The following is a 24,433-nucleotide window of genomic DNA, read 5'->3' as shown; positions in this document are numbered from 1 at the left end:
ATTATTTATTTTTTTTGAGTAGTGTTTTATTTCTTAAGGATATAGGTGTTTTCTTTTTTCTGGACTTCCAATCCCAGGATGAAAGCCAGTGATTCAATATTTTCTCCAACTGTTCCTCCTGTGAAGTCTGCGGTGATCTTCTTATCTTCAGCATCTTTAGGATACAATACCTTAGTGTTATAGTTGCTCTCCAGAACGGTTACCACTTCTTTTAAAGGAACATCGTTAAAGCTTAAAGACAGTATGACAGAAACTTTCTTCGCAGCATTTTTTACCGGATTTATTGAAATGACAGCTGTAGTATGGGCAATCCCGAAATTGGTCCATTTCTGATTGGGTGTAAGGAAAGAAACCGGAACTCCAGGAGAAGATACAGCCACCTTCCCTTCATAAAGATCAACCGCTTTTTTCTTTCCTGACTGTGAGATTTTAAATACCGTCCCCAAAACTTTAGTGCTGAAACCGTCAGCACGCACTACAAAAGGATGTACTTTTGACTTGGCTACGGAGAAGATGGCATCTCCTTTTAAATCTACTACTCTGGTAGAAGCAGGAAATGATTTTTCAACGGTAAGTTCGGCACCCGGTAAAAGGGTAACTACGGATCCGTCCTCAAGACGAACAATACGGTTTTCCGATTTTGCCATATAAACATCAGGCTTAATAAACACGGTATAGGTGAAGATACCTCCCAACGACAAAAGCAGAATAATGACCGCTGCAATTTTATATAGGTTGGTTTTAAACCTTTTTGCAGAATGTATAGAAATAATATCTGTCTGAGTAAAATAATGTTCCAGTCCGGATAATACCCTTTCTCTGGATTCTTTCCTATGAACAGCATCCAGATCTTTTTCAGTCTGAATTTTCCATTGTGTTAAAAGTTCATTTTCCTTTTCAGAAATTAAGTCTTCAGAAACTTCCCGTTCCCAAAGTCTGAAAACAAAGGCTTCAATATTTTTATATGTTAAACGATTTTTCATAAAGTCTTTCATGGTATTCACAGATACTTCTATCTATAAGACAGTGAAAATGAAAAACTTCCCCAGGGCATTCTTAATGTTATATTCATATTACGAGCAAATTGTTAATAATTTTCATCGTTTTTCACATTTACTCAACATTAACCCACTATTTTGACCCCGTTTTTCAGAAATATTTAATCTTACCATCCCCAAAGTTCACAAAAAGTTAATTTTCCTTTAGGTAATTTTGCATCAACAATATGAGCCCAACTGACTATACATTATTAAAGAAAATAAAATCAGGCGACCGCCCTGCATTTATGCTGCTGTATGACCGATACTGGGATAGTCTATATAGTTTTGTCTTTGTACGGACCCGGGATAAAGAAATTGCTGAAGAAATCCTTCAGAACCTATGGGTAAAGATTCTTGAGAATACTGATACAATACAAACTGACGATTCCGAAAGTGCAAAAGGCTATCTTCTCCGCCATCTTCATTACCGTATCCTTGACTTTTATAACAGTTATAAAAAAGCCCCTCCCACGCTGAGTATTGACGAGTTTGATATTCCCAGTGAATTGGAAATATCGGATACAGACTATTTTGAAATTCTTGAGGAAAATGAGATCAATACTTTATTATCAATGATTGATGAAGTGGTAGCCCGGCTTCCTTCCACGGAACAGCAGGTATATGATATGAGGATCCGGAAAAATATGTCCGTTAATGAAACTGCTGAAGCATTGGGACTGAGCAATAAGACAGTAAGTAATAAATTAAGCAAAGCTTTGGGGGAAATCCGCGAGCAACTGAATCCGGAATATCAGTCGTCTAAAAAGCTGGTTTCTATTCTGCTGATGATGGAGATTTTGATGAGGTATTGAGATATGGGTTGCGGGGTTTGTGATTCGTGATTCGGGGATTGTGTCAATAGTCAATTTGCTGCGCAGTCAATCGTCAATTTTTACAGGACTTATTAAAATTCACAGCGAGGCGGATTCACTATTCACCATTCACTATTATCAACTTATTCACTAAACACCGGCAGCAAAGTGCTGCTAAAGTTCAATATTTTAAAGTCGGCAAGATCAGAATCAATGCTTTCATTATCATTGGTAAAAACAATGGTCTGCATTCCTGCTGCTTTTGCTGCTTTTAATCCTGAGTGGCTGTCTTCAATAGCAATGCAGTATTCAGGAGAGACACCAAGGTTTTTTGCAGAGGTAAGATATACAGCTGGATGAGGTTTGCCATGGGTTTCAAATTCGGATGAATGAACGGTATCAAACAGGTCACGAACCTGAAGTTTTTCAAGAACAATATGTGCCACACGCAAAGGAGCGTTGGTCGCCAGTCCTATTTTATATTCTTTATGCTTAAGATATCTGATAAACTCCTGTACACCAGATATTGTACAGTCTTGGTTTTGTATCATTTCAATTACTCTTGTGACTACTTTATTTTCCAGATCGGATGTATCAAAGTTTTCCCAGGGAAATCTTTCATACCAGAATTCTGTCACTTCCTGGGTGGTCATATATTTGGTTTGTGCGGCAAGATCTTCTGTGACTTGCACTCCATAAGATGAAAATACATCAAGCTCTGCCTGAGTCCAGAATTTTTCTGAATCGATTAGGACTCCATCCATGTCAAATATTACTGCTTTTAAAGCCATCTTCCGAATGATAAATGATGAATTACTGACTGATTTTATAAACACAGCGCTGTCCGCCGGAGATAATATGATCTACTCTTTCAACCGTATATTCTTTCCCGATCAGCGACTGGAAATTGGATAATTCGGCACGGCAGAACCCTTGACATTCTGTTGCGGCAGCACATATCGGGCAATGGCTTTCAATCAGAAAATAGTCTTTCCCTTCTTTTTTCCATTCTGCCATATATCCTTCTTCACTACGTACTTTTGCCAGAGACTCAAGGCGCTGTTCCAGAGATTTTGCCTTAGAAAGCACTTTTTCATACCGTTCATGAGTGTTCTTCTCACGGTCACTGATTAATAACTCCAAAGCGTTTTCACCCAAAATATTTTTCACTGATTTCAGAATCTGAACCGTTACATCTGCATGGGTATCAGGAAACTGAGCCAATCCTTTCTCAGTAAGCGTATAGTAAGTAGAGGGACGTCCCACTCCTTCGCTCTTCACCGAAGACCGGATCAATCCTTCCTGAGCAAGATTCAATAAATGTTTTCTTGCCCCTTCTTTGGTAATCGACAATTCTTCAGCAATAAGAAGGGAGGTAACTTCACCCCTCATCTTTAAAAACATCAGAATGCGATCCGCAGCCGGCTTCTTCATTTGACAATATTTAGGTTGTTTTATTTTTCAACAACAAATATAGTCATTTTCTATAACCTCCAAAAATACTGGATAAACCAAACATTTACAGCTCATTATCTTTTCAAAGTGTAAAATACATAAAACAACCATTAAGTTGTTTTATTGAAATATATTTTTACCTTTGTGAGACAATAATTAAAAAAATAAATACGATGAATCCATTTACATTACCTCAGTTACCTTATGCTTATGATGCTTTGGAACCTTTTATAGATAAAGAAACAATGACGATTCACCATCAGCGCCATCACCAGGCCTATGTTGATAATCTGAACGCAGCCCTGGCACAAACCAATGAAACCAACCCTGATCTTGATTCTTTATTACAAAGGATAAGTGAATACAGCCCTGCTGTAAGAAATAATGGTGGCGGGCATTACAATCATTCTTTATTCTGGGAAATTCTTTCTCCACAGCCCAAACTTACTCCCGAAGGTTCACTTAATGATGCTCTTACTGCAACTTTTGGAAACCTTGAGAACCTTAAAGCAGAAATAAAAAAAACAGGTTTATCACAATTCGGGTCCGGATGGGTATGGCTTTTTGTAAAATTCAACGGATCTCTGGCCATCAGCTCTACCCCTAATCAGGATAATCCGATGATGGATGTTCTTTCGATGAACAGAGGCTTCCCAATTCTTGGAATAGATGTGTGGGAACATGCTTATTACCTGAACTATCAGAATAAAAGGGCAGATTATCTGGATGCTTTCTGGTCTGTTCTGGATTGGTCTTCTGTAGAGAGAAAATATGAAGAGGCTTTGTCAAAAGTAAGATAATTAACACTTATTACAAACAAACTATGACTGAGGAAAATTTTATCAATAAAGCAAAAGCTTCAGGTATTATCGCCCTTGATCTTTCAGATTACAAACCAAAAACGGAAATTGTAGAACTGGATATCAAAGATCATCTCTTCATGGGAGTGATTGTCAAGGAGAAAGAGTTTAAAGAATCAATTGCTGCGGTGGATTTTTCTGTCTATAACGAAAAAGCAGTAGGAATCATCTGTTCCACGGATGCCATTATCCCGCCCTGGGCCTATATGCTGATCATGAAAAAACTATCTCCTTATGCTTCTTATGTAGATTTAAACAATGCCGAAACGGTTCTGCTCGATCTGTGGAAACGCCGTCTCATCTATGCAGACCTGAAACAGTATCGAAATCAAAAAGTAGTTGTCCGGGCGAGTACCTATCATGATCCTTCCCTCTATTTATTAGCTGCAGGGCTTCTGAAACCATTGGTTAAAACACTGATGTATGGCGAGATCGGATTACCCAAAGTAATTTTTAAACAATAAAAAAATGAAAGCAATCATATTCAACGGATCTCTGGAAAGAAGAACACCATCTACTTCGGGTCTGATTTCCAATTATTTTTCAGAACGTCTGAAAATGCTGGGAATTCAGACTGATATTTTCACCCTCGCAGATTCCGGCATTCCGTTATTCGATGTCACGCTTACCAAAACTCCTTTGGCAGTAGAACGCATGACCCAGATGTTCACTGATGCTGATCTGCATATCTGGCTTGCTCCGCTTTATCATGGAAGTATTCCGGGAGTGATGAAAAACTGCCTGGACTGGCTTGAAGTGACCGCCAACAGGTACGAGCCTTATCTTACGGATAAAACTGTCGGGCTGGTATGCTGGGCAGATGGTCTTCAGGCTATGCAGGGAATCAACACCATGGATTCTATCGCCAAGTCATTAAGAGCGTGGCCATTGCCATTCAGTGTTCCTATTGTGAGATCATCATTATTTGATACTGAGCATTCAACTGAAATTTCGGAACTTTATTCCGGTAAGTTCGATAAACTTATCAGCATTGCAACGTCTAAAAAAATAGAAAGCCTTAATCCTTCAACATTCACAAAGTCAAAAGATTAGTCTCCCGATACCTTTTATAAAGCAGATGCGAGGACTTCTCATAGAAATTGCTGCAGATTAATGATTAAAAAATAAAAATTAGCACACTTTATGCTGCTTATTTTCAAAAGAACAGTGTTGAACTGCTGTAATTAAGTTTAGCAGGGATTTCCGAACCGTTCAACGTTGAAGAAATCCCTTTTTAAAACCCTCTAAACATATATAATATGGCTATAAAAATAACGGATGCCTGTATCAACTGTGGGGCCTGCGAACCTGAATGTCCCAACTCAGCCATTTACGAAGGAGCCATCGACTGGCGCTGGAAAGATAAAACAAAACTTGAAGGTCATATAACGTTCCCTGACGGTACGGAAGCTGATGCTGACACATACAATCGGGCGGTTTCAGATGATGTTTATTATATCGTATCCGGAAAATGCACAGAATGCAAAGGTTTTCATGAGGAGCCTCAGTGCAAGGCTGTATGCCCGGTAGACTGTTGTGTAGATGATCCTGATCATCGCGAAACGGATGAGGTATTATTGGATCGGCAGAAATTTATGCACAATGCTTAAAAAATTGTACGAGAGATGATCAACTATAGAATGAATAAAAATTTCTATCTTTTATATTTAATTTCAATAGAGGCGGGTTTCAACCCGCCTTTTTATTATTTTTTCATCCGGCTTTAGTCCAAGCCTATTTTTCTTTAATCTCCCTATAAATTTTTTGAGTAAAAGGAGTCTCAAGACCAAGTTCGGCTCCATATTTTAAAACAGCTCCAGCGAATAATTCCAGCTCATTATCTTTTTTTCCTGAATGAATATCAAGCTGTAAAGAAGTCGGGGTTTCAAAAGGAAATGTAGACGCTTTTTCAAAGGTTTTATCAATGATATCTTCCTGAAGGTAGATTTCTTTTTTATCAGCAATCTGCTTTATTTCTTTCATAATTTCGGCCGCTTCATACTTTTGCTGTTCATCTGTACATACCGTCCCAATAGATGAATTATGTTTAGCTGTGACCAATCCAAAACTGGCGATAAAAATGAATTTCGTCCAAATATCCGTTAATGAATTTTCTTTAAAATCAAAATCAATTTTACTTTCACTCAAAAGATCCATAATCCATTCTACAGGCGTAGAAAAATGCTCAGGATCTCTTCCCACAATCATTTTTCCAGCTTTTCCTTTATGCTCCACAATCCCTCTTTCTTTAATATGGGAAGCTACATAGATGCAGGTTGGAAGAACGGTATGATCAGGAATTATTTTACGTATTCTGTCATAGATATCTGCTCCGTTCATCATTGGAAGCAGTATAGTATTTTTATTAATAACCGGAAGCAGCTGCTTACAAACATTTTCAAGATCATATTCTTTTACACAAATCAGTACCAGATCAGGATTTTGAATATCACCGATGTTCTCTTCAACAGCATTAGGATGTGTTTGAGTATTGGAATGTTCGGGAGATAGCAGAGTCAGTCCGTTTTCTTTTACTTTCTCATAAGTTTCTCCCCGGGCAACAAAAGAAACAGTATATTTTCCGGAAGTTTCATTGGTCTGGTTTATTTTAAAACCAAAGTAACCGCCTACTCCACCTAATCCTACAACGACAATATGTTTTTTGTTCATGAAATTATTTTTAGCAAATATCAGAGATGATCTCTGAAATATCACTTGACAAATGCAAAGAAATTAAAGTTTATGAATATCCCTTCTGATCCGGCTCAGAGAACTGTCTTTGATTCCCAGATAAGAAGCGATTATCTTCAAAGGAACATGCTGAAAAATATCAGGATCTTTCTTCATCAGGTTAAAATATCTTGTGGAAGCTTTCTGGCTTGCCATTTCTATCAGCCTGTCATGAATATTGTAATAATTAAGAACAAAAAGAAGACGGCTGAATTCTCTGAATTCAGGAATATTATGGAAATTATCCTGTACATTTTCCAATCCTGTTTCCCAAAAAACACAGTCAGTCACCGTCTGGTATATTTCTTTGGTTGGCTGCTGCCTGAAAAAAGACAGAAAATCATTCACAAAACACGGAGCTTTATAAATATTGGTTGTAATCTCCTCATTATCTTCATTCAGTATATACGAGCGGACATAGCCTTTTTCCAGAAAGTATGTTTTGGTACTTATCGCATCCTTATCCAACAAAACGGTATTTCCTTTTAATTCAAAACGGATAAATTTTTCTGTGATCTTTTCAACCACTTCCGCTTTGATGCTGAACAGGGAATGAAAGTAGGTGTTAAGTGATGATTTATTCATAAGAATAAGAACTATGATACATTTATTTTTTTTAAATATCTCAAAACAAAAATAGTATTTAAAATCTTAGCGTTAGTCTTAATCTTGTATAATAAGGAATATCTTGTCAGTCTATTCCAAATTTTGTAATTTTCTTCTTTAAAAGCATCTTCCTACAAGCATAATTATGGACAACAATTTCTATTATAACTTCATAGAACCTGATAAAGAGATCGCTGATTTTGTTGAAAATCTGGGAACTTTTCAAAACCTTTCAGGTGAAGCTAAAGAAGTTGTGATTATTCCTGACGGAAGAGTTGATTTGTTCTTCTCACAATCAGCATCAGAACCTTTTCATGTGACCCTTCTAGGGCTGGAAACTTATCCGGAGCAAAGATATATCGCACCTCATATGACTGCTTTTGTTGTCAGTTTCAAACCCATCGCTGTTGAATATATTTTAAACACATCTATCGCCGATTTATTAAATATAGGAAAAGAACTTTCTCCTGATTTCTGGGATTTTAAAGCCGATGATTTACAAAACTTTGATCTTTGTTGTCTAAAAGCAACTAAAAAAATTAAAGATCTGCTTCCCCAAAAGGCGGATGAAAGAAAACGCAGGCTTTTCGAGCTGGTATATGCGTCAAAAGGAGAAATGAGTGTGCAGGAACTTTCTGAAAAAACAGGCTGGAGCAGCAGGCAGATCAACCGGTATTTTACCAAACAGCTAGGCTTATCATTAAAAGCCTACTCTACGATTTTGCGTTTCAGGGCTTCATTGGAACATATTGCACAGGGAAAGCTCTTTCCCGAACTTAATTACACAGATCAAAACCATTTCATCAAAGAAGTGAAAAAATTTTCAGGAGTTGCTCCCAAAGAATTATCCAAAAATAAAAACGACCGATTTGTACTATTATCAGTGTTGAAAGGAAAATAAATTTGCATTGTAAAATTTAAACTAAAAATGCTGATAGAAAACAAATCAATAGCAATCGTTGGTGGTGGTCCCGCAGGACTTACGCTGGCAAGACTTTTACAATTGAAAGGTGCAGATGTAAAAGTGTATGAAAGAGATTTCAATAAGAATGCACGGGTACAGGGCTCTCCTCTTGATATGCATGAAGATTCGGGGTTGGCAGCCATACGTAAAGCAGAACTGCTGGAGGAATTTAAAAAAGCTTTCCGCCCCGGAGCAGACAGAACACTGATCGTCAATGAGCAGGCAGAAATATTTTTCGATGATCATGAGACGAAACCTGAAGAAGATTTTGGGGAAGAACATTTCCGTCCTGAAATAGACCGCGGACCTCTAAGGAATATGCTTTTAGAATCATTACATCCTGAAACTGTAGTCTGGGACAGCCATTTTCTTACGATGGTACCTCAGAATGAAGGATGGCTTTTGCATTTTAAAAACGGAACTTCAGAATATGCAGATCTTGTTATTGCAGGTGATGGAGCCAATTCTAAAATACGGCCTTATCTTACTGGTATTAAACCTATTTATTCCGGAATTATCATGCTTGAAGGAAACGTTTCAAAAGAAGGTGCACCTCAGATTGATGCTATGATTAAAGGAGGAAAAATAATGGCCTTTGGAAATACCAAAAATATTCTGCTTGGCCAGAAAGGTAACGGAGACCTTGGATTTTATGCAAGCTTTAAAGCTGATGAAAACTGGCCTGAGAACAGTGGTCTTGATTTTTCTGATCATGCACAGATGCTACAATGGTTCAAAACAGAATATGCTGAATGGAGCCCTATCTGGGATGAATTGTTTGCAAATGCCATAACTCCGTTTATTCCACGACTGATCTACTCTATGCCTTCAGATCAGACCTGGGAAACTCAATCCAATCTAACACTCATCGGAGACGCTGCTCATGTAATGCCACCATTTGCAGGAGAAGGTGCTAATATGGCCATGCTGGACGCCCTTGAACTGAGTGAATATTTGACGAATAACAGTTACAGCACATTACAGGAAGCGATTTCCAGCTATGAACATCATATGCGTGAAAGAGCAGCCATTGCCACACAGGAATCCCTGGAAAATGGAGAACGGATGCATTCTGAAAAGTCATTGGCAACCATGCTGGATTTTTTTAATGGTCATCTGACTTCATCATAAACAAAAGGCTGCCTCAACCAGAGACAGCCTTTTTTAATTAAATAAATCTTTTTTCTCTCCGCTTTTTTAGATCCTGATGCGGAGATTCATGTGTGTTATTTCTTGATTAACTTAGTATTATAAGTATTCTTATCATCTTTTATAGTGATCACATACATTCCTTTTACCAAAGAGGCAACGTTGATCTTTCCTTCGATTCTACCTTCCTGAACTAATCTTCCGTCCGCACTGTAGATTTTGTAATCCGCTTTACCTTTAAGGTTTTTCACTTCTACAAATGTATCTGCAGGATTAGGGTAAATAGTTACTTCCGAAGATTTTGTATCTGCTGATTCTCTCACAGCAAGCGCCCCAGCAGTAATTTTCACAGGAAGATCCATAATACCTCCCGCCTGGCTTGCCAGTTCACCACATGCGCTATTTAATGCACTGGTCGCGAATTTAGCCACTACTCTCATCATTAATGTTTTATCTCCAGAATAAGTGTTTGCCGGAACTATAAAGTTAAAGCTGTTCAATCCCACATTCCCTGTATTTATTGTTGCTGAAGTCTGTCCTACTCTTTCTGTGGCTTCAAACACTCCGTTTCTGTTATAATCAATCCAGGCGGATACATTAACCGGCATTCCGTTTTGCAGCAGGTTTCCGACTCTTGGTGTAAGCGTATATGTACTGCCTTGCATCAAATTAACAATCTTGGAAGGATCTTCGCTTAAATCTTTATAAGATCTTGCTGTAAGATCACTGTAATCAATATTTGCAACTGTAATTTTTAAGATGGCCCCTAAATAAGGCGAACCGGAATTTAAAAAGCAGTAATCAACTCCTGTCTTTAATCCTTTTGTTTTAAATGTATAATTATTAGAGAAGGTTCCAGGAACTGAATTGACTACAGCCGCCACCTGTACTTCATAATTTGTTTCGTCTTCTAAATTGTTCAGCACTACAGAATTGGCCTGGCTTACAGCATTAGACCAGTTTACCGTTCCTGTTTTTCTGTAATTAACAGAATAGGTAGCCCCTGGAACACTGTTCCAAGATACCCTTGCCGTTGTTTTGAAAATCTCAGTATTTATAGCAGAAACACCTGTAGGAGCTGATGTATTAGATGTAGGGGCACTACCAATAGTAATTGCAGGAGATACGGCATAAAATATATTACCTACAGCTGATACTCTTAACTTTACAGCTCCAGTTAGATTACCCGGCATTTGAGCGCTATAACTTCCTGTATTAGGGGTTGCCGCTACAAGATTTGTCCATGATACTCCGTTATCTGTAGTATAATCTATTTTTACACTGGCTGTATTATAAGGAGCATTATTTGTATTTGCTGTATCCCAGTAAATCGTGTTCATTGCATTGTTGTACAATATTGAAGATGCAGTAAGCCCATTGAATTTGAATGGCCCGTCATTTCCTACCGTCACTGTAGTTGTTGAACTTGAAACCATTGGGCGTTGTGCATTTTGGTCTCTTGCTGTTACTGCATAATTTAACGTTCGGGGAATATATGATACTGTTTCCCATCCCTGCTTATCTGTAAGAGATCCGTTCATCACAGTCTGCAGCTTAGGAAAATATCTTGTTCCATTTGGTGTACCAGGAATTGATCTTGTTAAGGCTCCTTTAGGATTATACCCCCATCCGCTATCTCCTGAAATTGTAGAAAATTCATCAGTGGAATCATTTTGCTCCCATGTATAGTTTACAGCATCATTTTCAGCATCTGCAGCAGAAGCTTCAAGATAATAAGCCGTTCCTTTAGGAATATTATAAGCTGACAATGGATTAATTGCCGGAGCTGTATTATTAGTAATATTTTGAGATGTTCCACAGTTAAGTTTATTCTCTAAATTAGTCAGTACCTGATCAATTGACTTGTAATGAAAATACCCATCTGCATTAGCCTGCACATTATCATAGGTAATCCCTGCATATCCCATAATGGTTGTTCCTCCTCCTGGTTCTACGTTGGCTCCTTGATTGGCATCTGTGACGGAAGTATTTGAAAACGTGTGATTAGCTCCCAGCTGATGCCCCATTTCATGAGCTGCTGTAAAGTCGAAAACGTCGCCTACAGGAATAGGCCCTTGTGTATAAGCAGAACCTTTTTTTATTTCAGTGTTAGTTGCCGGATCTATACAGACAATCCCAATTCCACCTGCATTTCCACTCCTTTCGGCATTTTGATTAAGAACATGCCCAATATCATAGTTGGCATTTCCTACCACAGAAGTAAGTGTCTGCTGCAGCTGAAGATTTAAATTACCTGTGTAAGGATCTGTAGCCGGATCAAGATAGATGATATCCGGAAGATTCTGAACAGTAAGATGAGCGCCAAAATCGCGTTCAAAAACACCATTTATGCGGGTCATTGTATTATTCATAGCTGCCAGCACCACTCCTTTCTTCACATCGTTGGTAGCATTGGCTGGAGTTCCTGCAGCTGTTAATTGATATTGGCTGTATTCTCCTGTAACGGACAATGCCATTCTAAAATCTCTGTATTTTGTATTTGTGGGTCTGCTGGCAATTCCCACTCCGGAAAGCATTTTTTTACCGTTTGCTACCAACTTATTAATATCCTTAAAATCATGTTCTCCTGTGTCACATTTAAAGCCATGTTCTCCTTCATTCTTTGTTTTATAAAAGACACCATAAGTCTGTTTATCTGCGCTTATAGGCTCAATAAACTGGAATACACCGTCTTTAATGATCATAGACTGCATATCATTCGGTGATGTACTGAATCTTAAATATTTAGAAGAATCATCTACACCAATTCCCACATAGGATCCCAACTGATATCTGTCTACAATTGATTTATCCATTACAGGATTGCTATAGACAGCAAATTTTTCAATCTTTCCTTCTACTGTTGGTAAAGAAATAATAACAGGGCGTGCATTTTTCCCTGTTTCTTCAGCATTTTTCAGCATCTCTCTAAGAGATTTCAGATCTACTCTGTAAGAATACTGTACTTCTACTCCTCTTCTTATCTGCGAGGTTTTTTGAGAGACAGATTCCCATCTCTGAGCATTGAAAACCGTAAAACAAGATGCTAACGCGCAAACGAATAAAATTCTTTTTTTCATAGATTTATTTAAAAGTTATTTTGGGGAGCTTATTGAAAATATTATCCAAAGACTGTTTCAGCTTCTCTTCTTTAATCATCTTAATGACAAATACATCATTATCATAAATTCAACAAAACGAAACATATCATACAACATTCACAATAAAACTCTGTACAAAACTTATATATTTTAAATAAAAAACAAAAAAAGTTGATACTACACAGATACACATTTGCCGTAAATAGCTAAATATCAATAATTTATATTTTTCTTCTTTTGTATTCATTAATTAGCAGAACTTTAAATGATAAAATACATTGAATATTCTGATCAAAATATAACCGAAAAAACAAACTGAAAATCAGAGAGAAAGTAATACTTATATGCTACTTAAGTAACATCTTAAAAGAGGAATTATAAAAAATATAGGCTAAAAAAATCAAGCAATTTAGTATTGCAGGTTCTTATTTCATAAATAAACCTTGAAAACATTCAATAAAAACAACTAACTGTATATCAGTATTTTAAAAATACAAATACACGATGTAGTACCCGTGTAGTAGAGCTTTTTTTCCTGTTTTCGTTAAAAATTTTCATATTTGACCCCGAGACCACAAAAAAAATCCAAGTGGTGAAAAGAGAATATTTTCGAGTACTGTCTGAGATGATAAATCAGACAGTTTTTTTTTGGAATTATTTCGGATCAAGCGCAAAAGTTGAGGGCTAAGTAAAAAAACTGAGATAACCTTGATCAAACAATATGATTGTTTGATCGCTTAGAAAAATCAATGAAATTGATTCCGCCTTTGTCTCCTTAACTTCTTAAAAATTAACGTCAGAATTACATTCCTAACAGTCTTAAAAGTTGGAAAAATGCATAATTCTCGATTTTATAATGCAAAGATTTATTTTCAGCTCTATTTATTTAAGTGAGCAAAGAAGTGAATCGATAGTCAATTGATTCTGTTGAAGCATACCTTAATAGCTGTGCTATCTTTCATAACTAAATATTCCCCAGCATTTGAGACCGATCCATTATTTCAAGGTATCAAAGAAATGATAAATATCTGTTTCTCCGGGAATATTCAGCTTCTTTCTTATTCGGTATTTTTTCTGCTGAACACTTCTGTGCTGAACCAAAGTATAACTTGCAATTTCTTTGGATGTAAAATGCAGTTTCAGCATCGCACAAAAAATCAATTCAGAGCTTTCAAGACCGGGATTAATCGTTAAAAGCTGATCTATAAATTCAGGATAAACTTCTTTAAAACGATTCAGAAATTCAGGATCATTCTTCTTACCAAGTTCTATAATCTCTTCCTGCTTGTTGTCATTCATTCTGATTTTCAGATTTTCAGCTTCTATTGTAAGTACCTCTTTTCTTTTTCCAAGTGCTCTGATAATTCTCCATGCATATAATCCTAATAAAGAAAGACCTACTAAAGACAGAAAGATAATCCAATATATTTTACTTTTATGATGGTCAGCATCCTGCTGGGCTCCCGTAATAAAAGATTCCATATCCTGATTGATTGTGGCCAGTAAAGATGTATTGGTTTTATAGTAAGCATCTGTATAGGCTTTCAGATAAAGGTATGCTTTTTCCTTATCTCCCGTACGTTCATATAACACTCTGAGATCGTTATAGATATACTTCCCATAGTAGGCATAGATACGTTTAGTCTTTTCATTGATTTTCAGAGCCTTCTTAAGGGTTTCTTCTGCCTTATCATATTGTTTGTTGGTAAGAAAATATTCTCCCATGATCGTGTTGGCATACAGGGAAATTCCGTCTTCCTTCCCTCTTATATTCGCTTTATCGTAAGCAGTCGTGACGTATTTATATGCAGAATCTTTATTTTTGTGCATATAAACATAATCACCTATGGCACAATCTGTAAGACCTGTGTGATCCAGTTTTTTCGCCTTGTGAAAATATTCAAGTGCCTTTTCGTAATTCTTTTTTTGGATAAAATAAATGGCCTGTCTGAAATAAATACTGAAAAGAAGATCATTTTTAAGTTCAGATTGACCGCTTTTCTGTATCAGGTTCATTGCTTCATTATTATATTGAAAAGCTTTGTCAACCCTTCGGAGTTCTATATTAAAACGGCCATAAACATTGTAAAATCTGGCTTTATGTAGGTTATCTTCCGAATGATCCAGGATCTCTTTTGCATTATCAAAAAGAATCTGAGACTTTTGAAAGTTTTCTAATGAAATATTAAGCTCTGCCAAATTGATATAGCACAGGGCTTTTCCATCTGCATAATTTATTTTATCGGCCTGTTTGTAATATCTTTTATTAAGATTGATCAGAGAGTCATACTCTCCGGCTACTCTGAATTTCTCATTTTGCTTCAGCAGAGAAACATCAAATTTCCTTTCAGCCTCTTTCTTTGAATGAGAATGGCACGAAACCAAAATAATAAGTAAAAAAGCAAGAAAAATACGTGTCATATGTTTCTCTATTTAAGCTAAATTTCTGTATAAATTATGATTAAAAAATAATCTCTTAGAATGAATTGTATTTTATTTTTTTGACTTTCTAATGGTAACTTCTGGTGAGATCAACAATAAAAATCTTTTATAAAACAGAATCCGGCATCTTTTATTGTGATGAAATTCTTTATTCTGTTAAGTTTTCAAAAAAGTCATAAATATCTGTTTCTCCGGGAATATTCAGTCTTTTTCTGATCCTGTATTTTTTCTGTTGTACAGACCTGTGCTGTACAAAGGTATAGTCTGCAATTTCTTTGGATGAAAAGCGCAATTTCAGCATCGCACAGAAAGTCAGCTCGGAATTTTCCAGATCAGGATTTATTTTCAGAAGCAATGCTATAAAACCCGGATACAGTTCTTTGAATTTCAGTAAAAACGAGGAATCATTCCGTTTGGCAAGTTCTATCACTTCTTCCAACTGCTTTGTCTCCACATGATTTTTCAGCTCATCTGTTTCCTCTTTTAAAGAGTTTTTCTTCAACTTCAGCTTATTGATCATCTTTCGGACATATACTCCTGAAAAGGTAAAAACAGCAATAGACAGGGCAATAAATAAAGGAAGGTCATTCTTATGCCAGTCCGACTCCTGTTTTACTTCAGAAATAAAATCTTCGGTTGCTTTATTCATTGTAGTAAATCGTGCGGCATCAAACCTACCCTCCTCTTCCATATACTTTTTCAGATAGAAATAAGCCTTCCCGCCGTCATTCTTTTTCTTGTACAGCTCTGCCAGTGCCCTGTAAACCTCTTTTATATGTGAAGAATACGTACGTCTTGTTTTTATATTGATGTCCAGGGCTTTCTTAAGTGCTTTTTCAGCCTGCTCACTGTTATCTATTTCATTATAGTAATAGCCCATCGTATAATAAACCCAGAGAGATTCTACATCAGTTGTTTTTTGGCTCAACATCTTTTCATCTGCACGCTCAATGTATATTCCTGCAGAATCAGGTTTATGGACAAATAAATAGTATTGGGCGACCATACAATTACTATAGGCAGAATTTTCAAGTACATTCGCTTTAGTGAAACATTTTAAAGAAGTTCCAAACCACCCTTTCCAGGCATAGTAAATTCCTTTGTTTACGTATAGCCTCGGAAGAAGTTTTTGAGCAAGACTGGTTTTTGCGGCCTGTTTTAAATAATAAAATGCTTTATTATTGCATTCAATAGCCTTGTCATTTATTTTAAGGTGAGAATAATACAGGCTGTAATCATTATAGAATGCTGCTTTATGATAACTATTCTCAGAGTTTTCCAGATCTTTTTCTGCCTTATTGAAAAAAAATCGGGCTTTTTCATAATTCCCTGCTGATACATTCACTCCAGCCATATTCAGATAGCAGAGACCTTTTCCAGCTTTATATTTCATTTTAGCGGCCTTTTTCAGGTACTTTATATTCAGCCGGATAAGAGCTTCATATTCTCCTGACAATTGAAGATCTGTAGTTTGGTTTAATAAAGAAGTGTCAAAATTTTCTCTTTCTTTATCCTGAGAATCATGGCTGCACGAAAGTATACATAAAAATAATCCCATGCAGATTGTAGAGGCTATTATTTTCTTTATATCCTTTGAGTATATTTTTTTATTCCTAAGAATGATCAAATTAATTCTTTCCATCAGTACCACTTTTCCCTATATCTACCTATACATATTCCACTGAAACATGTTGATAAATTTCTACTGTTATTCTATTATTATTCCCCAATAAGTGTTATAAATATACATAATTTATCATGCTTATTATGAAATAAGCAATTAATTTTGCAAAAATGTAACATTTAAATAAAGTACTAAAATTCCCCCCTTAAACAGACATTTTTTTAAGTTTTGTGAACGGCTTTATACACTATTCCGATCAAAAAAAGCTGTTTTTCTTTATAATAAGACTATCTGAAATGAAATTTGTTACAACTACATTGGCAGGTTTGATAATTTTAATAGAATCATTGAAGTTCAAACTATCATATTAAGAAGAAGTTTAAAATAATCTACATATTTGCATCCGGGCATTAATGAAAACGAATAACCAAATAATTATGACAAGTATTAACTATCGAAAACTTCTCCCAACAGAAAGTAAAATTTATCGGGCCATCCGCCTGGAAAGTCTGGAAAAATTCCCGGAATCTTTTGGAGCAACCTATCAGGAAGCCTTGAGTATTGAAAAATTCCGGATCGAAACTGATATTGAAGAACAAACACCGGAAAGATTTGTATTTGGAGCTTTTGAACAGCAGGAGCTTGTGGGTATCTGTACTTTTGTTAAAAATGAAAACGGCACCGGAAGCATTTACCAGATGTATGTAAAAAAAGAATTTCAAGGGAAAAATATCGGGCAGGGATTGATAGAGGCTGTTATTTCTGAAGCCTGTCAAAAATTTAATAGGATTGAGATCATTCTGGAAGTTACTCCCGGAAATGACAAAGCCTACAATCTGTACCGGAAAATAGGATTTCAGGAAATCCCCAATACTTCTTCTGAAGAAATTAGTATGAGATATATTCCCAGATAAGAATATTTCAGTTTTAACAATAAAAAAGCGCCATGTAAAAGTTATCATTTTTACATGGCGTTTTTGTTTGATCCCAACCCATTTTTATCCCTTAGAATAGTTGAGTGTCCTATTTATGTGATGTAGGTCACGCAATCCTTTGCCAGGCTCTGCCGAATTTTGTTCTAGAATTTTAGGGTATCACAATTTATCCGAATACATCCATTGGGTAAAAATAATGAGATAACCAAAGTCCACCTTCCGATCGGTTTTTACTACAATAATTAATTTCTAAAAAAATGAAAAAAACAAATTACTTCATAGCTCTGTTTTGCACCATTGCATTTCTAAGTACAAACCGCGCTAATGCTCAAAGTTTATCCAATAATGAATTGGGTGATATCTATGCAGAAAACATCAAATGGTCGGCGTTTCCTGCATTTCCACCGGAAGCCCGCCTTGCTGTACTGATAGGAGATCCGAAAAAAGCAGAACCTTATGTCGTTCGGGTAAAAGTACCTGCCGATGTGATACTACTTCCGCATAAGCATCCTGAAAATAGAATATATACAGTCATAAGCGGTGTATTTTATATTGGTATAGGCGAAAAGTTTGATGCAGCTCAATTAAAGGCTTATCCACCGGGAAGTGTTGTGGTTCTTCCTGGAAATACACCGCATTTTCATTGGGCAAAATCAGGCAGTTATGAAACACAGGTTAGTGCCTATGGGCCGTTGGGAATAAGCTATATGAATCCTTCAGATGACCCCAGAAATAAAGGAAAATAAGAAGAAGTAAGACTTACTAAAATGAATTAAAATATAATTGTCATGGAAAATAAACCAATTATTGTTGATTCAAGCTTTTCTGCTGTGATCAACGCACCGATTGAAAAAATCAACATTCCGGAATGGTGCTTTACTCTTCCGGAGCACGAATATCAGGCATGCTCTCCTGCTCACATTTCAGCAGGTGTTACAACCTCACCTGATGGTAAAAGAATGTCTATCAATGTAGAAATACTTGGAGGAAATCCAATGGTGCAGCATTATCTAGAAACTGTTTCAGAGCCCGCACATCTTATCCTGGAATCTGTTTCGGATGTTTTTACTCCTACCGGCCGTGTTACTATTTTAGTACACTGGGAAATGAGTGTAAAAAGGATTGATGATAATACCTGTGAATTTACCAACAGAGTGATATCAAGACCCACTGAAGAATTCATGAAAGGACTGGAAAAACAGGGCATCCCATTTGAACTTTTTAAAACCCAGCGGCAACCGGTCTCTATATACCACAATCAAAGCGAAACCCCTCTGTTTGCAAAAAGCATAGAGCGACATGCTTTGAAACAAAATTAATCTTATATTAAATAAAAAAAGAAAATGGAAACACCAATCTATGAACGCAACAAAACAGCTCTGTTGTTTATTGATCCTTACAATGATTTTCTGTCTGAAGGCGGTAAAGTGTGGCCAAGAGTGAAAGAAGTTGCCGAAAACAACAATTTATTAAATAATCTGCGAAGCATCGTAAAAGCTGTAAGGGAAGCTGGTATACAAATCTTTATTGTACCCCACAAACGATGGGAACCTACGGATTACCAATACTGGAAATTTCCCAACCCTACCCAGATAGGCATTATGGACCGTCATTCATTTGCAAAAGGCAGCTGGGGAGGTGAATGGCATCCTGATTTTATTCCTCAGGAAGGAGACATTATTGCTAAAGAACACTGGGCTCAAAGTGGCTTTGCCAATACAGACCTGGATATGCTGCTCAAACAACGGGACATCACCCATGTCATCGCTATAGGATTACTCGCGAACACCTGTGTTGAAAGCACGGCCCGTTTTGCCATGGAGTTAGGATACCATGTAACTCTGGTAAAAGATGCAACAGCAGCCTACACTTCCGAAATGATGCATGCAGCACATGTTCTGAACGGTCCTACTTACGCTCACGCACTACTCACAACCCAAGAGCTTATCACAGCATTACCTGCGGAAAATAACATTGGGTCATAGTAGATGATCAGATAAAAACAGATTTGTTTTAATGTCTTTGAACTGCTTATTTTCAAAAATAAAAACTCATCTTAGATAGAAAGGCACATTTTCATGTGCCTTTTTTAATTGATTAAAATCTGAACAGGTTTTTAGTGACTGCACTTGGTACAAAACCCGAATTTTTTATTAGAAGATTAAGAAAGCTAAGTATTCTTGACCTTAGCTTTGTTGTTGATTATATATCACCGCTCTATATCCAAATCATTATACGAAAAGAAGTATTCATTAACAGAAAGAAGGTTTCGCAATAGAATTGTTTTTGTTACTGATTAACAAATAAAAAGGCTTAAACCCTCTATTGAGATTGGTTTAAGCCTTGTGACCCGGCTGGGATTCGAACCCAGGACCCATACATTAAAAGTGTATTGCTCTACCAGCTGAGCTACCGAGTCGGCCGCTTACTTTTTCAAGTAAATCCCTTTGTTTAAGGGACTGCAAAGATAGAAACTTTTTCTAAAACTCCAAATTTTCAGCAGCGTTTTTATTCAAAAAAATCACTTTAATTTTATAAAGAATAAAGCATTCCTAATTTACTTAGACCAAAGACTCTATTATTGCGTCCATAAGTAATTGTTTATGAATTACATTACACTCAAACATCCTATAGAAAGAGGTTTACACAGTTTCTAAAATAAATTTCAAAAAAAAAATCAAAAATTTTTATAGATGAGCGCTCGCTGGATTTACCAAAGCAACGGAGCCTTATCTCCTTTTTTATTTTCCATATCCAGTTTTGTAAGACGGTATGGAGGAACAAGGTAAATGTAATCACCTTTCTCAGTCTGGGAATCGCCTGCATTTCTATATTCTTTCATCCAGATGATTTCAAAAAAGTCGGCCCGCTGAGAACTTTCCAGATAAGGAGTAGGAAAATGAGAAAGTTCAAAAAAAATAAACTTCAACGGGTCAATTTGGTGAATGAATTTCATATCCTATGCAATTTTATACAAATATACAGCTATACTGAAACGAGATAATACAAGCAAATGCTCTCACAGATTCTTGTGTCAAAAGAAAGTTGAGAAAGTGATCGGAATCCATCAACAATGGAAGAAACTTTGGTTTTGCAAATCTTCTCAGATGCATCTTTTATTAATTTTTTATTAAGTTTAAAATCAATAACTTGTTTTTTTCAAATAAATTCATTATATTGAGGAATGAAAAAAAATGAACGTCAGGACAATATAACACACGCTGGCAAAATTAACGAGCGAACAAAAGCATTGGAAGTTCTTGAACAAGCAAAAAAAGTACAAGGAAAAATAACATTTCTCCGACAAGGAGCTGGGAGAAACTTTAAGCCGAAAACTGAAGAATAAAGAATATTCCTGAATTTTAATCGCAATAGAAAGAGTAAAGTCAAAAACGATTTCTAAAGATAAAAAGAAAAGAGAGTTTGAAATCAAAGCGTAGATTTTTGAAAACCTGACCATAGTACCCACTATTGGTCTGTTTACGCTGAATTTACAACTAATGTGTTACAAACTTTTAGAGTACTTTTGAAAATTATAGCTAAGGCTATAAAAAAACCTGCAAATTAATAATTTGCAGGTTTTTTTAATTTTTGATGATTTTGAAAACTTTTATTTTCACATCTTGAGAATAGTGACCCGGCTGGGATTCGAACCCAGGACCCATACATTAAAAGTGTATTGCTCTACCAGCTGAGCTACCGAGTCGGCCACTTACTTTTTCAAGTAAATCCCTTTGTTTAAGGGACTGCAAATATAGAAACTTTTTCTTTATTTACAATACTTCACAGACATTTTACGAACCAAATTTCGCTAACTTTTACAAAATCAGAGACAAAAATTTCATGCTCTATTGCCGATAAGGTTATTTGAATTTCAAATATTATAAAATGATTAAGAAATATCATTCCAATAAAAAATGGATTGCTCAAATGAACAATCCATTTTTATTTAGTGACCCATTAGTACAAAACCCGAACTTTTGTTGGAGGATTTATTTCAGTATTTAACGCAATGCTATTATCTTTCTTTGGTTCTTCAACCTGAGTGGTAATATTGTTTGTTGGGAAAAGTTATTTTTTGTGAATTTTGACATCTTAGTAATTAATTGATTTTAAAATTTACTCGGAACACTTTATTAATTGAATATTGACTTCTTTAAACTTTGTAAGAATATTTTGACCATAATCTGTGTAATATTTATGATCCTTTAAAGAGATATTCTTCTGGAAGACAAAATGCAAATAGTCAAAAGCATTACTAATACAAAAGCTGCTAATCCTATATTTTCTGTCTGAATTTCATATCCTCTATCAACAACTGCGTTCCAGATACCGGATTGATTTTTAAAACCTGTTACCCATTGTCCAAAATTCCATGGTGTATGAAGGGCAATGGGTAAAGCTATTCCTCTTGTTTTTAATGCCGCAATTCCAAATAATAAGCCTCCTAAACCGGAACCAATGATTGGCATTTTCCAACTCATTCCGGATAAGATGTGTTCAAAAATAAAAAGTATAATCATTACGGATAATGCGAATACTGCTTTGAATTTATAGTCTAATGTTCTCAATAAGTAAGATCGGAAAACCAATTCCTCCCGAACTGCTATAAGCACATAAAAGAATAGAAAAAAAACAATTGTTCCCCAATTGAAGTTAGAAGTCATTCTCAATTTTAGATGTCCAAAAGCCATAACAATTAAAGCTTGGAGGATTGCCAACAGTAAACCTATTATAAATCCGGTAAAAAGCCTTCTTAACATTAATTTGCCTGGTGCCACTCCAATTTCGGAAAGTTTAATATGATCCCATCTTACAAATAAAACGGTAAGAAGAAATGTTGTTAACATTGCTATAAAAACAGATAATAAATCACCACTGGGTTTTGATAATTCTTTTGTTAATTCTGATGCTGAAATCAGTATTATTATAGTGCAGACATAAAATAACAATACTTTTGTAAAAGCCTGAACCTTTTTTTTCCTGAAATTTAGTTTATTATCTTCCATAGTAAATTTAAGGTTTATAAAGTATTAATTTAGAATCGCTGACTTTGTTAAATATGGATGGGTTCTAGTCCAAAATCCAAATAAAGCAACACTACATCTATTCGTAAAATTAACCAATTAATTTTTTCAGGTTGAAACTAAAGAATTGAATTTTTATATCGTACATAGAAAATATGGGAATTATTTAATGCAAGACAAGTCATTAAATATTGAGATTTTACCAAAAAAACTGGAAAAATTACTTTTATATGATACGGAACAATTAATCTCCTGAAATCATCAAACTATCTTTACTTGAACAATAGCAGCTTGAAGTACAAAAGGTTATTGATATAAAAAAAGGAGACAACTATTACAGTTTGTCTCCTTTGTGACCCGGCTGGGATTCGAACCCAGGACCCATACATTAAAAGTGTATTGCTCTACCAGCTGAGCTACCGAGTCGGCCAATTACTTTTTCAAGTAAATCCCTTTATTTAAGGGACCGCAAAGATAGAAAAACAGTCTTAAATTCCAAACTTTTCCGTGCATTTTTACCATAAAATTTACAGTCAAAAAGTCAAACACCTGTTTATAAATTAATTACATTAATTATTTTTTTCAATAAAAATCATAGGAATAATGGGAATTACCAGATTAAGCCATTTTTTGAACATAAAAAATATTTTGCTGAGTCAGAAACAAATAATATATTAGCAACTAAGATAATTAGATACTAATTAAACTATGAATAAAAATACTGTCCACCATTTCAGCGAAGCCAGCAGATCATATTCTGATGCTTCTATTTTTATGCACGAAGCTATTGCCAGAAAAGCAGGTCTTTCCAATGCAGACCATAAGTATCTGGGACTTATTCTGAAGTATGAATCTATAACAGCAGGTGAAATTTCAAAGTTAACAGGCCTTACTACCGGTGCTGTGACAGGATTGATAGACAGGCTGGAGAAAAAGGATCTTCTTAAGAGACAGTTTATCCGGGAAGACCGAAGAAAAGTAATTATCATTCCAAATGTTGAGAACATCATGAAATTATTAGGACCAATTTTCGATGAACTACAGCAAAAAACCCTAGGTATCATTGCTTCTTTTTCTCAAAAAGAAATAGAATCTATTGAACGGTATTTCAGAGAGGCAACTATTCTTATGAAAGAAACAGCAGATCATTTAAACAACCCATAAATACCAAATAAAATCATGGAAAGTTTAACCATCACTTCTATTACCCGCGCAGAAATATGGCTTTGCATTACCACATTGCTTTATTTCCTTATGAATGGTGCGCAGATCTTCGAGACCTTTATATTTGTGCCTAAATGGGCTTCTTCCCCACCCGACACATTGAAGCTGCTTCAGGATGGAAAAGGAGCAAGTCTGAAATTTTTTTGGATCATCCTACATTCCCTTCACGAAATTGCCTTTATTCTTGCCATTATTTTTTGTTGGAAAATTGATCCGGTAAGAAACTGGCTTTTGATTTTATTTATCATTCATGCAGCGGTAAGAATCTGGACACTAACCTTTTTTGCTCCAAACATCATTCAGTTTCAGAATCTGGCTTCTCCTTCTGTTTCAGAAGAAATAATAAACAGAATATCACTTTGGAAAAGCCTTAATTATGTGCGGGTAGCTATTTATATTGCTCTTTCAATCGGCTTTATTCCTCTTTGTATTAAACTATTCAGCTTCCGTCATTAATTATTTAT

Annotated in this window: 24 protein-coding genes and 3 tRNA genes; 14 read left to right on the top strand and 13 right to left on the bottom strand. The window is 35.8% G+C overall.

Features of this window, described 5'->3' with window-relative positions; genetic code table 11:
• Positions 1–26: 26 nt before the first annotated feature.
• Positions 27–983, bottom strand: coding sequence for a FecR family protein (locus AC57AW_RS11435; RefSeq protein WP_496351975.1), 957 nt, complete (start codon positions 981–983; stop codon positions 27–29).
• 242 nt (positions 984–1,225) lie between these two features.
• On the opposite strand from AC57AW_RS11435, the gene AC57AW_RS11430 reads away from it, so the two are divergent.
• Positions 1,226–1,852: an RNA polymerase sigma factor gene (locus AC57AW_RS11430; RefSeq protein ID WP_496351974.1), complete on the top strand. Its 627-nt coding sequence runs from the start codon at positions 1,226–1,228 to the stop codon at positions 1,850–1,852.
• 143 nt (positions 1,853–1,995) lie between these two features.
• Here AC57AW_RS11430 and hxpB read toward each other — a convergent pair whose 3' ends face one another.
• Positions 1,996–2,643, bottom strand: a complete 648-nt coding sequence (gene hxpB, locus AC57AW_RS11425) for a hexitol phosphatase HxpB (protein WP_496351973.1) — start codon at positions 2,641–2,643, stop codon at positions 1,996–1,998.
• A 22-nt stretch (positions 2,644–2,665) separates the two neighbouring features.
• The gene (locus AC57AW_RS11420) at positions 2,666–3,286 is read right to left on the bottom strand and encodes a helix-turn-helix transcriptional regulator (protein WP_496351972.1); all 621 of its coding nucleotides are present in this window, start codon (positions 3,284–3,286) and stop codon (positions 2,666–2,668) included.
• Positions 3,287–3,480: 194 nt separating this feature from the next.
• Here AC57AW_RS11420 and AC57AW_RS11415 point away from each other — a divergent pair, with 194 nt between their 5' ends.
• The 4 genes from AC57AW_RS11415 to AC57AW_RS11400 all read left to right on the top strand — a co-directional run bounded on the left by AC57AW_RS11415 (position 3,481) and on the right by AC57AW_RS11400 (position 5,777).
• Complete coding sequence (locus AC57AW_RS11415; protein ID WP_496351971.1) at positions 3,481–4,107, top strand: superoxide dismutase; 627 nt, start codon at positions 3,481–3,483, stop codon at positions 4,105–4,107.
• Positions 4,108–4,130: 23 nt separating this feature from the next.
• Positions 4,131–4,631: a DUF2480 family protein gene (locus AC57AW_RS11410; protein ID WP_496351970.1), complete on the top strand. Its 501-nt coding sequence runs from the start codon at positions 4,131–4,133 to the stop codon at positions 4,629–4,631.
• A gap of 4 nt (positions 4,632–4,635) precedes the next feature.
• Entirely contained in the window at positions 4,636–5,220 is a 585-nt protein-coding gene (locus tag AC57AW_RS11405) for an NADPH-dependent FMN reductase (RefSeq protein ID WP_496351969.1), read from the top strand.
• A gap of 206 nt (positions 5,221–5,426) precedes the next feature.
• Positions 5,427–5,777: a 4Fe-4S dicluster domain-containing protein gene (locus tag AC57AW_RS11400; RefSeq protein WP_496351968.1), complete on the top strand. Its 351-nt coding sequence runs from the start codon at positions 5,427–5,429 to the stop codon at positions 5,775–5,777.
• Positions 5,778–5,901: 124 nt separating this feature from the next.
• Here the strand turns inward: AC57AW_RS11400 and AC57AW_RS11395 are convergent, their stop codons facing one another.
• Complete coding sequence (locus AC57AW_RS11395) at positions 5,902–6,837, bottom strand: ketopantoate reductase family protein (protein WP_496351967.1); 936 nt, start codon at positions 6,835–6,837, stop codon at positions 5,902–5,904.
• A gap of 63 nt (positions 6,838–6,900) precedes the next feature.
• A complete protein-coding gene (locus AC57AW_RS11390) occupies positions 6,901–7,482 on the bottom strand; it encodes a Crp/Fnr family transcriptional regulator (RefSeq protein ID WP_496351966.1) in 582 nt (193 codons plus the stop codon).
• A gap of 166 nt (positions 7,483–7,648) precedes the next feature.
• On the opposite strand from AC57AW_RS11390, the gene AC57AW_RS11385 reads away from it, so the two are divergent.
• Together AC57AW_RS11385 and AC57AW_RS11380 are read left to right on the top strand one after the other, a co-directional pair.
• On the top strand, positions 7,649–8,404 hold the full coding sequence (locus tag AC57AW_RS11385; RefSeq protein ID WP_496351965.1) for a helix-turn-helix domain-containing protein: 756 nt from the start codon (positions 7,649–7,651) through the stop codon (positions 8,402–8,404).
• Between the two features lie 27 nt (positions 8,405–8,431).
• Positions 8,432–9,598 (top strand): FAD-dependent oxidoreductase, encoded by a 1,167-nt coding sequence (locus AC57AW_RS11380; protein WP_496351964.1) that lies wholly within the window; start codon positions 8,432–8,434, stop codon positions 9,596–9,598.
• A 95-nt stretch (positions 9,599–9,693) separates the two neighbouring features.
• Here AC57AW_RS11380 and AC57AW_RS11375 read toward each other — a convergent pair whose 3' ends face one another.
• The 3 genes from AC57AW_RS11375 to AC57AW_RS11365 form a co-directional block, all read right to left on the bottom strand.
• Positions 9,694–12,696: a reprolysin-like metallopeptidase gene (locus AC57AW_RS11375; protein ID WP_496351963.1), complete on the bottom strand. Its 3,003-nt coding sequence runs from the start codon at positions 12,694–12,696 to the stop codon at positions 9,694–9,696.
• Between the two features lie 1,017 nt (positions 12,697–13,713).
• A complete protein-coding gene (locus AC57AW_RS11370) occupies positions 13,714–15,138 on the bottom strand; it encodes a tetratricopeptide repeat protein (protein ID WP_496351962.1) in 1,425 nt (474 codons plus the stop codon).
• A 169-nt stretch (positions 15,139–15,307) separates the two neighbouring features.
• Complete coding sequence (locus AC57AW_RS11365) at positions 15,308–16,801, bottom strand: tetratricopeptide repeat protein (RefSeq protein WP_496351961.1); 1,494 nt, start codon at positions 16,799–16,801, stop codon at positions 15,308–15,310.
• Between the two features lie 419 nt (positions 16,802–17,220).
• On the opposite strand from AC57AW_RS11365, the gene AC57AW_RS11360 reads away from it, so the two are divergent.
• The 4 genes from AC57AW_RS11360 (at position 17,221) to AC57AW_RS11345 (ending at position 19,703) form a co-directional block, all read left to right on the top strand.
• Complete coding sequence (locus AC57AW_RS11360) at positions 17,221–17,697, top strand: GNAT family N-acetyltransferase (RefSeq protein ID WP_496351960.1); 477 nt, start codon at positions 17,221–17,223, stop codon at positions 17,695–17,697.
• 278 nt (positions 17,698–17,975) lie between these two features.
• Complete coding sequence (locus tag AC57AW_RS11355; protein ID WP_496351959.1) at positions 17,976–18,464, top strand: cupin domain-containing protein; 489 nt, start codon at positions 17,976–17,978, stop codon at positions 18,462–18,464.
• Positions 18,465–18,506: 42 nt separating this feature from the next.
• Positions 18,507–19,037, top strand: coding sequence for a hypothetical protein (locus AC57AW_RS11350; RefSeq protein ID WP_496351958.1), 531 nt, complete (start codon positions 18,507–18,509; stop codon positions 19,035–19,037).
• A gap of 24 nt (positions 19,038–19,061) precedes the next feature.
• Positions 19,062–19,703, top strand: a complete 642-nt coding sequence (locus AC57AW_RS11345) for a cysteine hydrolase family protein (protein ID WP_496351957.1) — start codon at positions 19,062–19,064, stop codon at positions 19,701–19,703.
• Positions 19,704–20,064: 361 nt separating this feature from the next.
• Here AC57AW_RS11345 and AC57AW_RS11340 read toward each other — a convergent pair.
• Positions 20,065–20,137, bottom strand: a tRNA-Lys gene (locus AC57AW_RS11340).
• 291 nt (positions 20,138–20,428) lie between these two features.
• Positions 20,429–20,674, bottom strand: a complete 246-nt coding sequence (locus tag AC57AW_RS11335) for a hypothetical protein (RefSeq protein WP_496351956.1) — start codon at positions 20,672–20,674, stop codon at positions 20,429–20,431.
• A 228-nt stretch (positions 20,675–20,902) separates the two neighbouring features.
• Here AC57AW_RS11335 and AC57AW_RS11330 point away from each other — a divergent pair, with 228 nt between their 5' ends.
• Positions 20,903–21,064, top strand: coding sequence for a hypothetical protein (locus AC57AW_RS11330; RefSeq protein ID WP_318847870.1), 162 nt, complete (start codon positions 20,903–20,905; stop codon positions 21,062–21,064).
• Between the two features lie 287 nt (positions 21,065–21,351).
• Here the strand turns inward: AC57AW_RS11330 and AC57AW_RS11325 are convergent.
• The 3 genes from AC57AW_RS11325 to AC57AW_RS11315 form a co-directional block, all read right to left on the bottom strand.
• Positions 21,352–21,424 (bottom strand) — tRNA-Lys (locus tag AC57AW_RS11325).
• A gap of 502 nt (positions 21,425–21,926) precedes the next feature.
• Entirely contained in the window at positions 21,927–22,727 is an 801-nt protein-coding gene (locus tag AC57AW_RS11320; RefSeq protein ID WP_496351955.1) for a CPBP family intramembrane glutamic endopeptidase, read from the bottom strand.
• A gap of 371 nt (positions 22,728–23,098) precedes the next feature.
• A tRNA-Lys gene (locus tag AC57AW_RS11315) sits at positions 23,099–23,171 on the bottom strand.
• Positions 23,172–23,453: 282 nt separating this feature from the next.
• On the opposite strand from AC57AW_RS11315, the gene AC57AW_RS11310 reads away from it, so the two are divergent.
• Both AC57AW_RS11310 and AC57AW_RS11305 read left to right on the top strand, forming a co-directional pair.
• On the top strand, positions 23,454–23,909 hold the full coding sequence (locus AC57AW_RS11310) for a MarR family winged helix-turn-helix transcriptional regulator (RefSeq protein WP_496351954.1): 456 nt from the start codon (positions 23,454–23,456) through the stop codon (positions 23,907–23,909).
• Positions 23,910–23,924: 15 nt separating this feature from the next.
• Positions 23,925–24,425 (top strand): transposase, encoded by a 501-nt coding sequence (locus AC57AW_RS11305; RefSeq protein WP_496351953.1) that lies wholly within the window; start codon positions 23,925–23,927, stop codon positions 24,423–24,425.
• Positions 24,426–24,433: the final 8 nt, after the last annotated feature.

This window comes from Chryseobacterium sp. BGA-UO-ETr-SB22, assembly GCF_059567885.1.
Note: the sequence above shows the minus strand (reverse complement) of the source record. Positions and strands in the feature narration are given on the sequence as shown.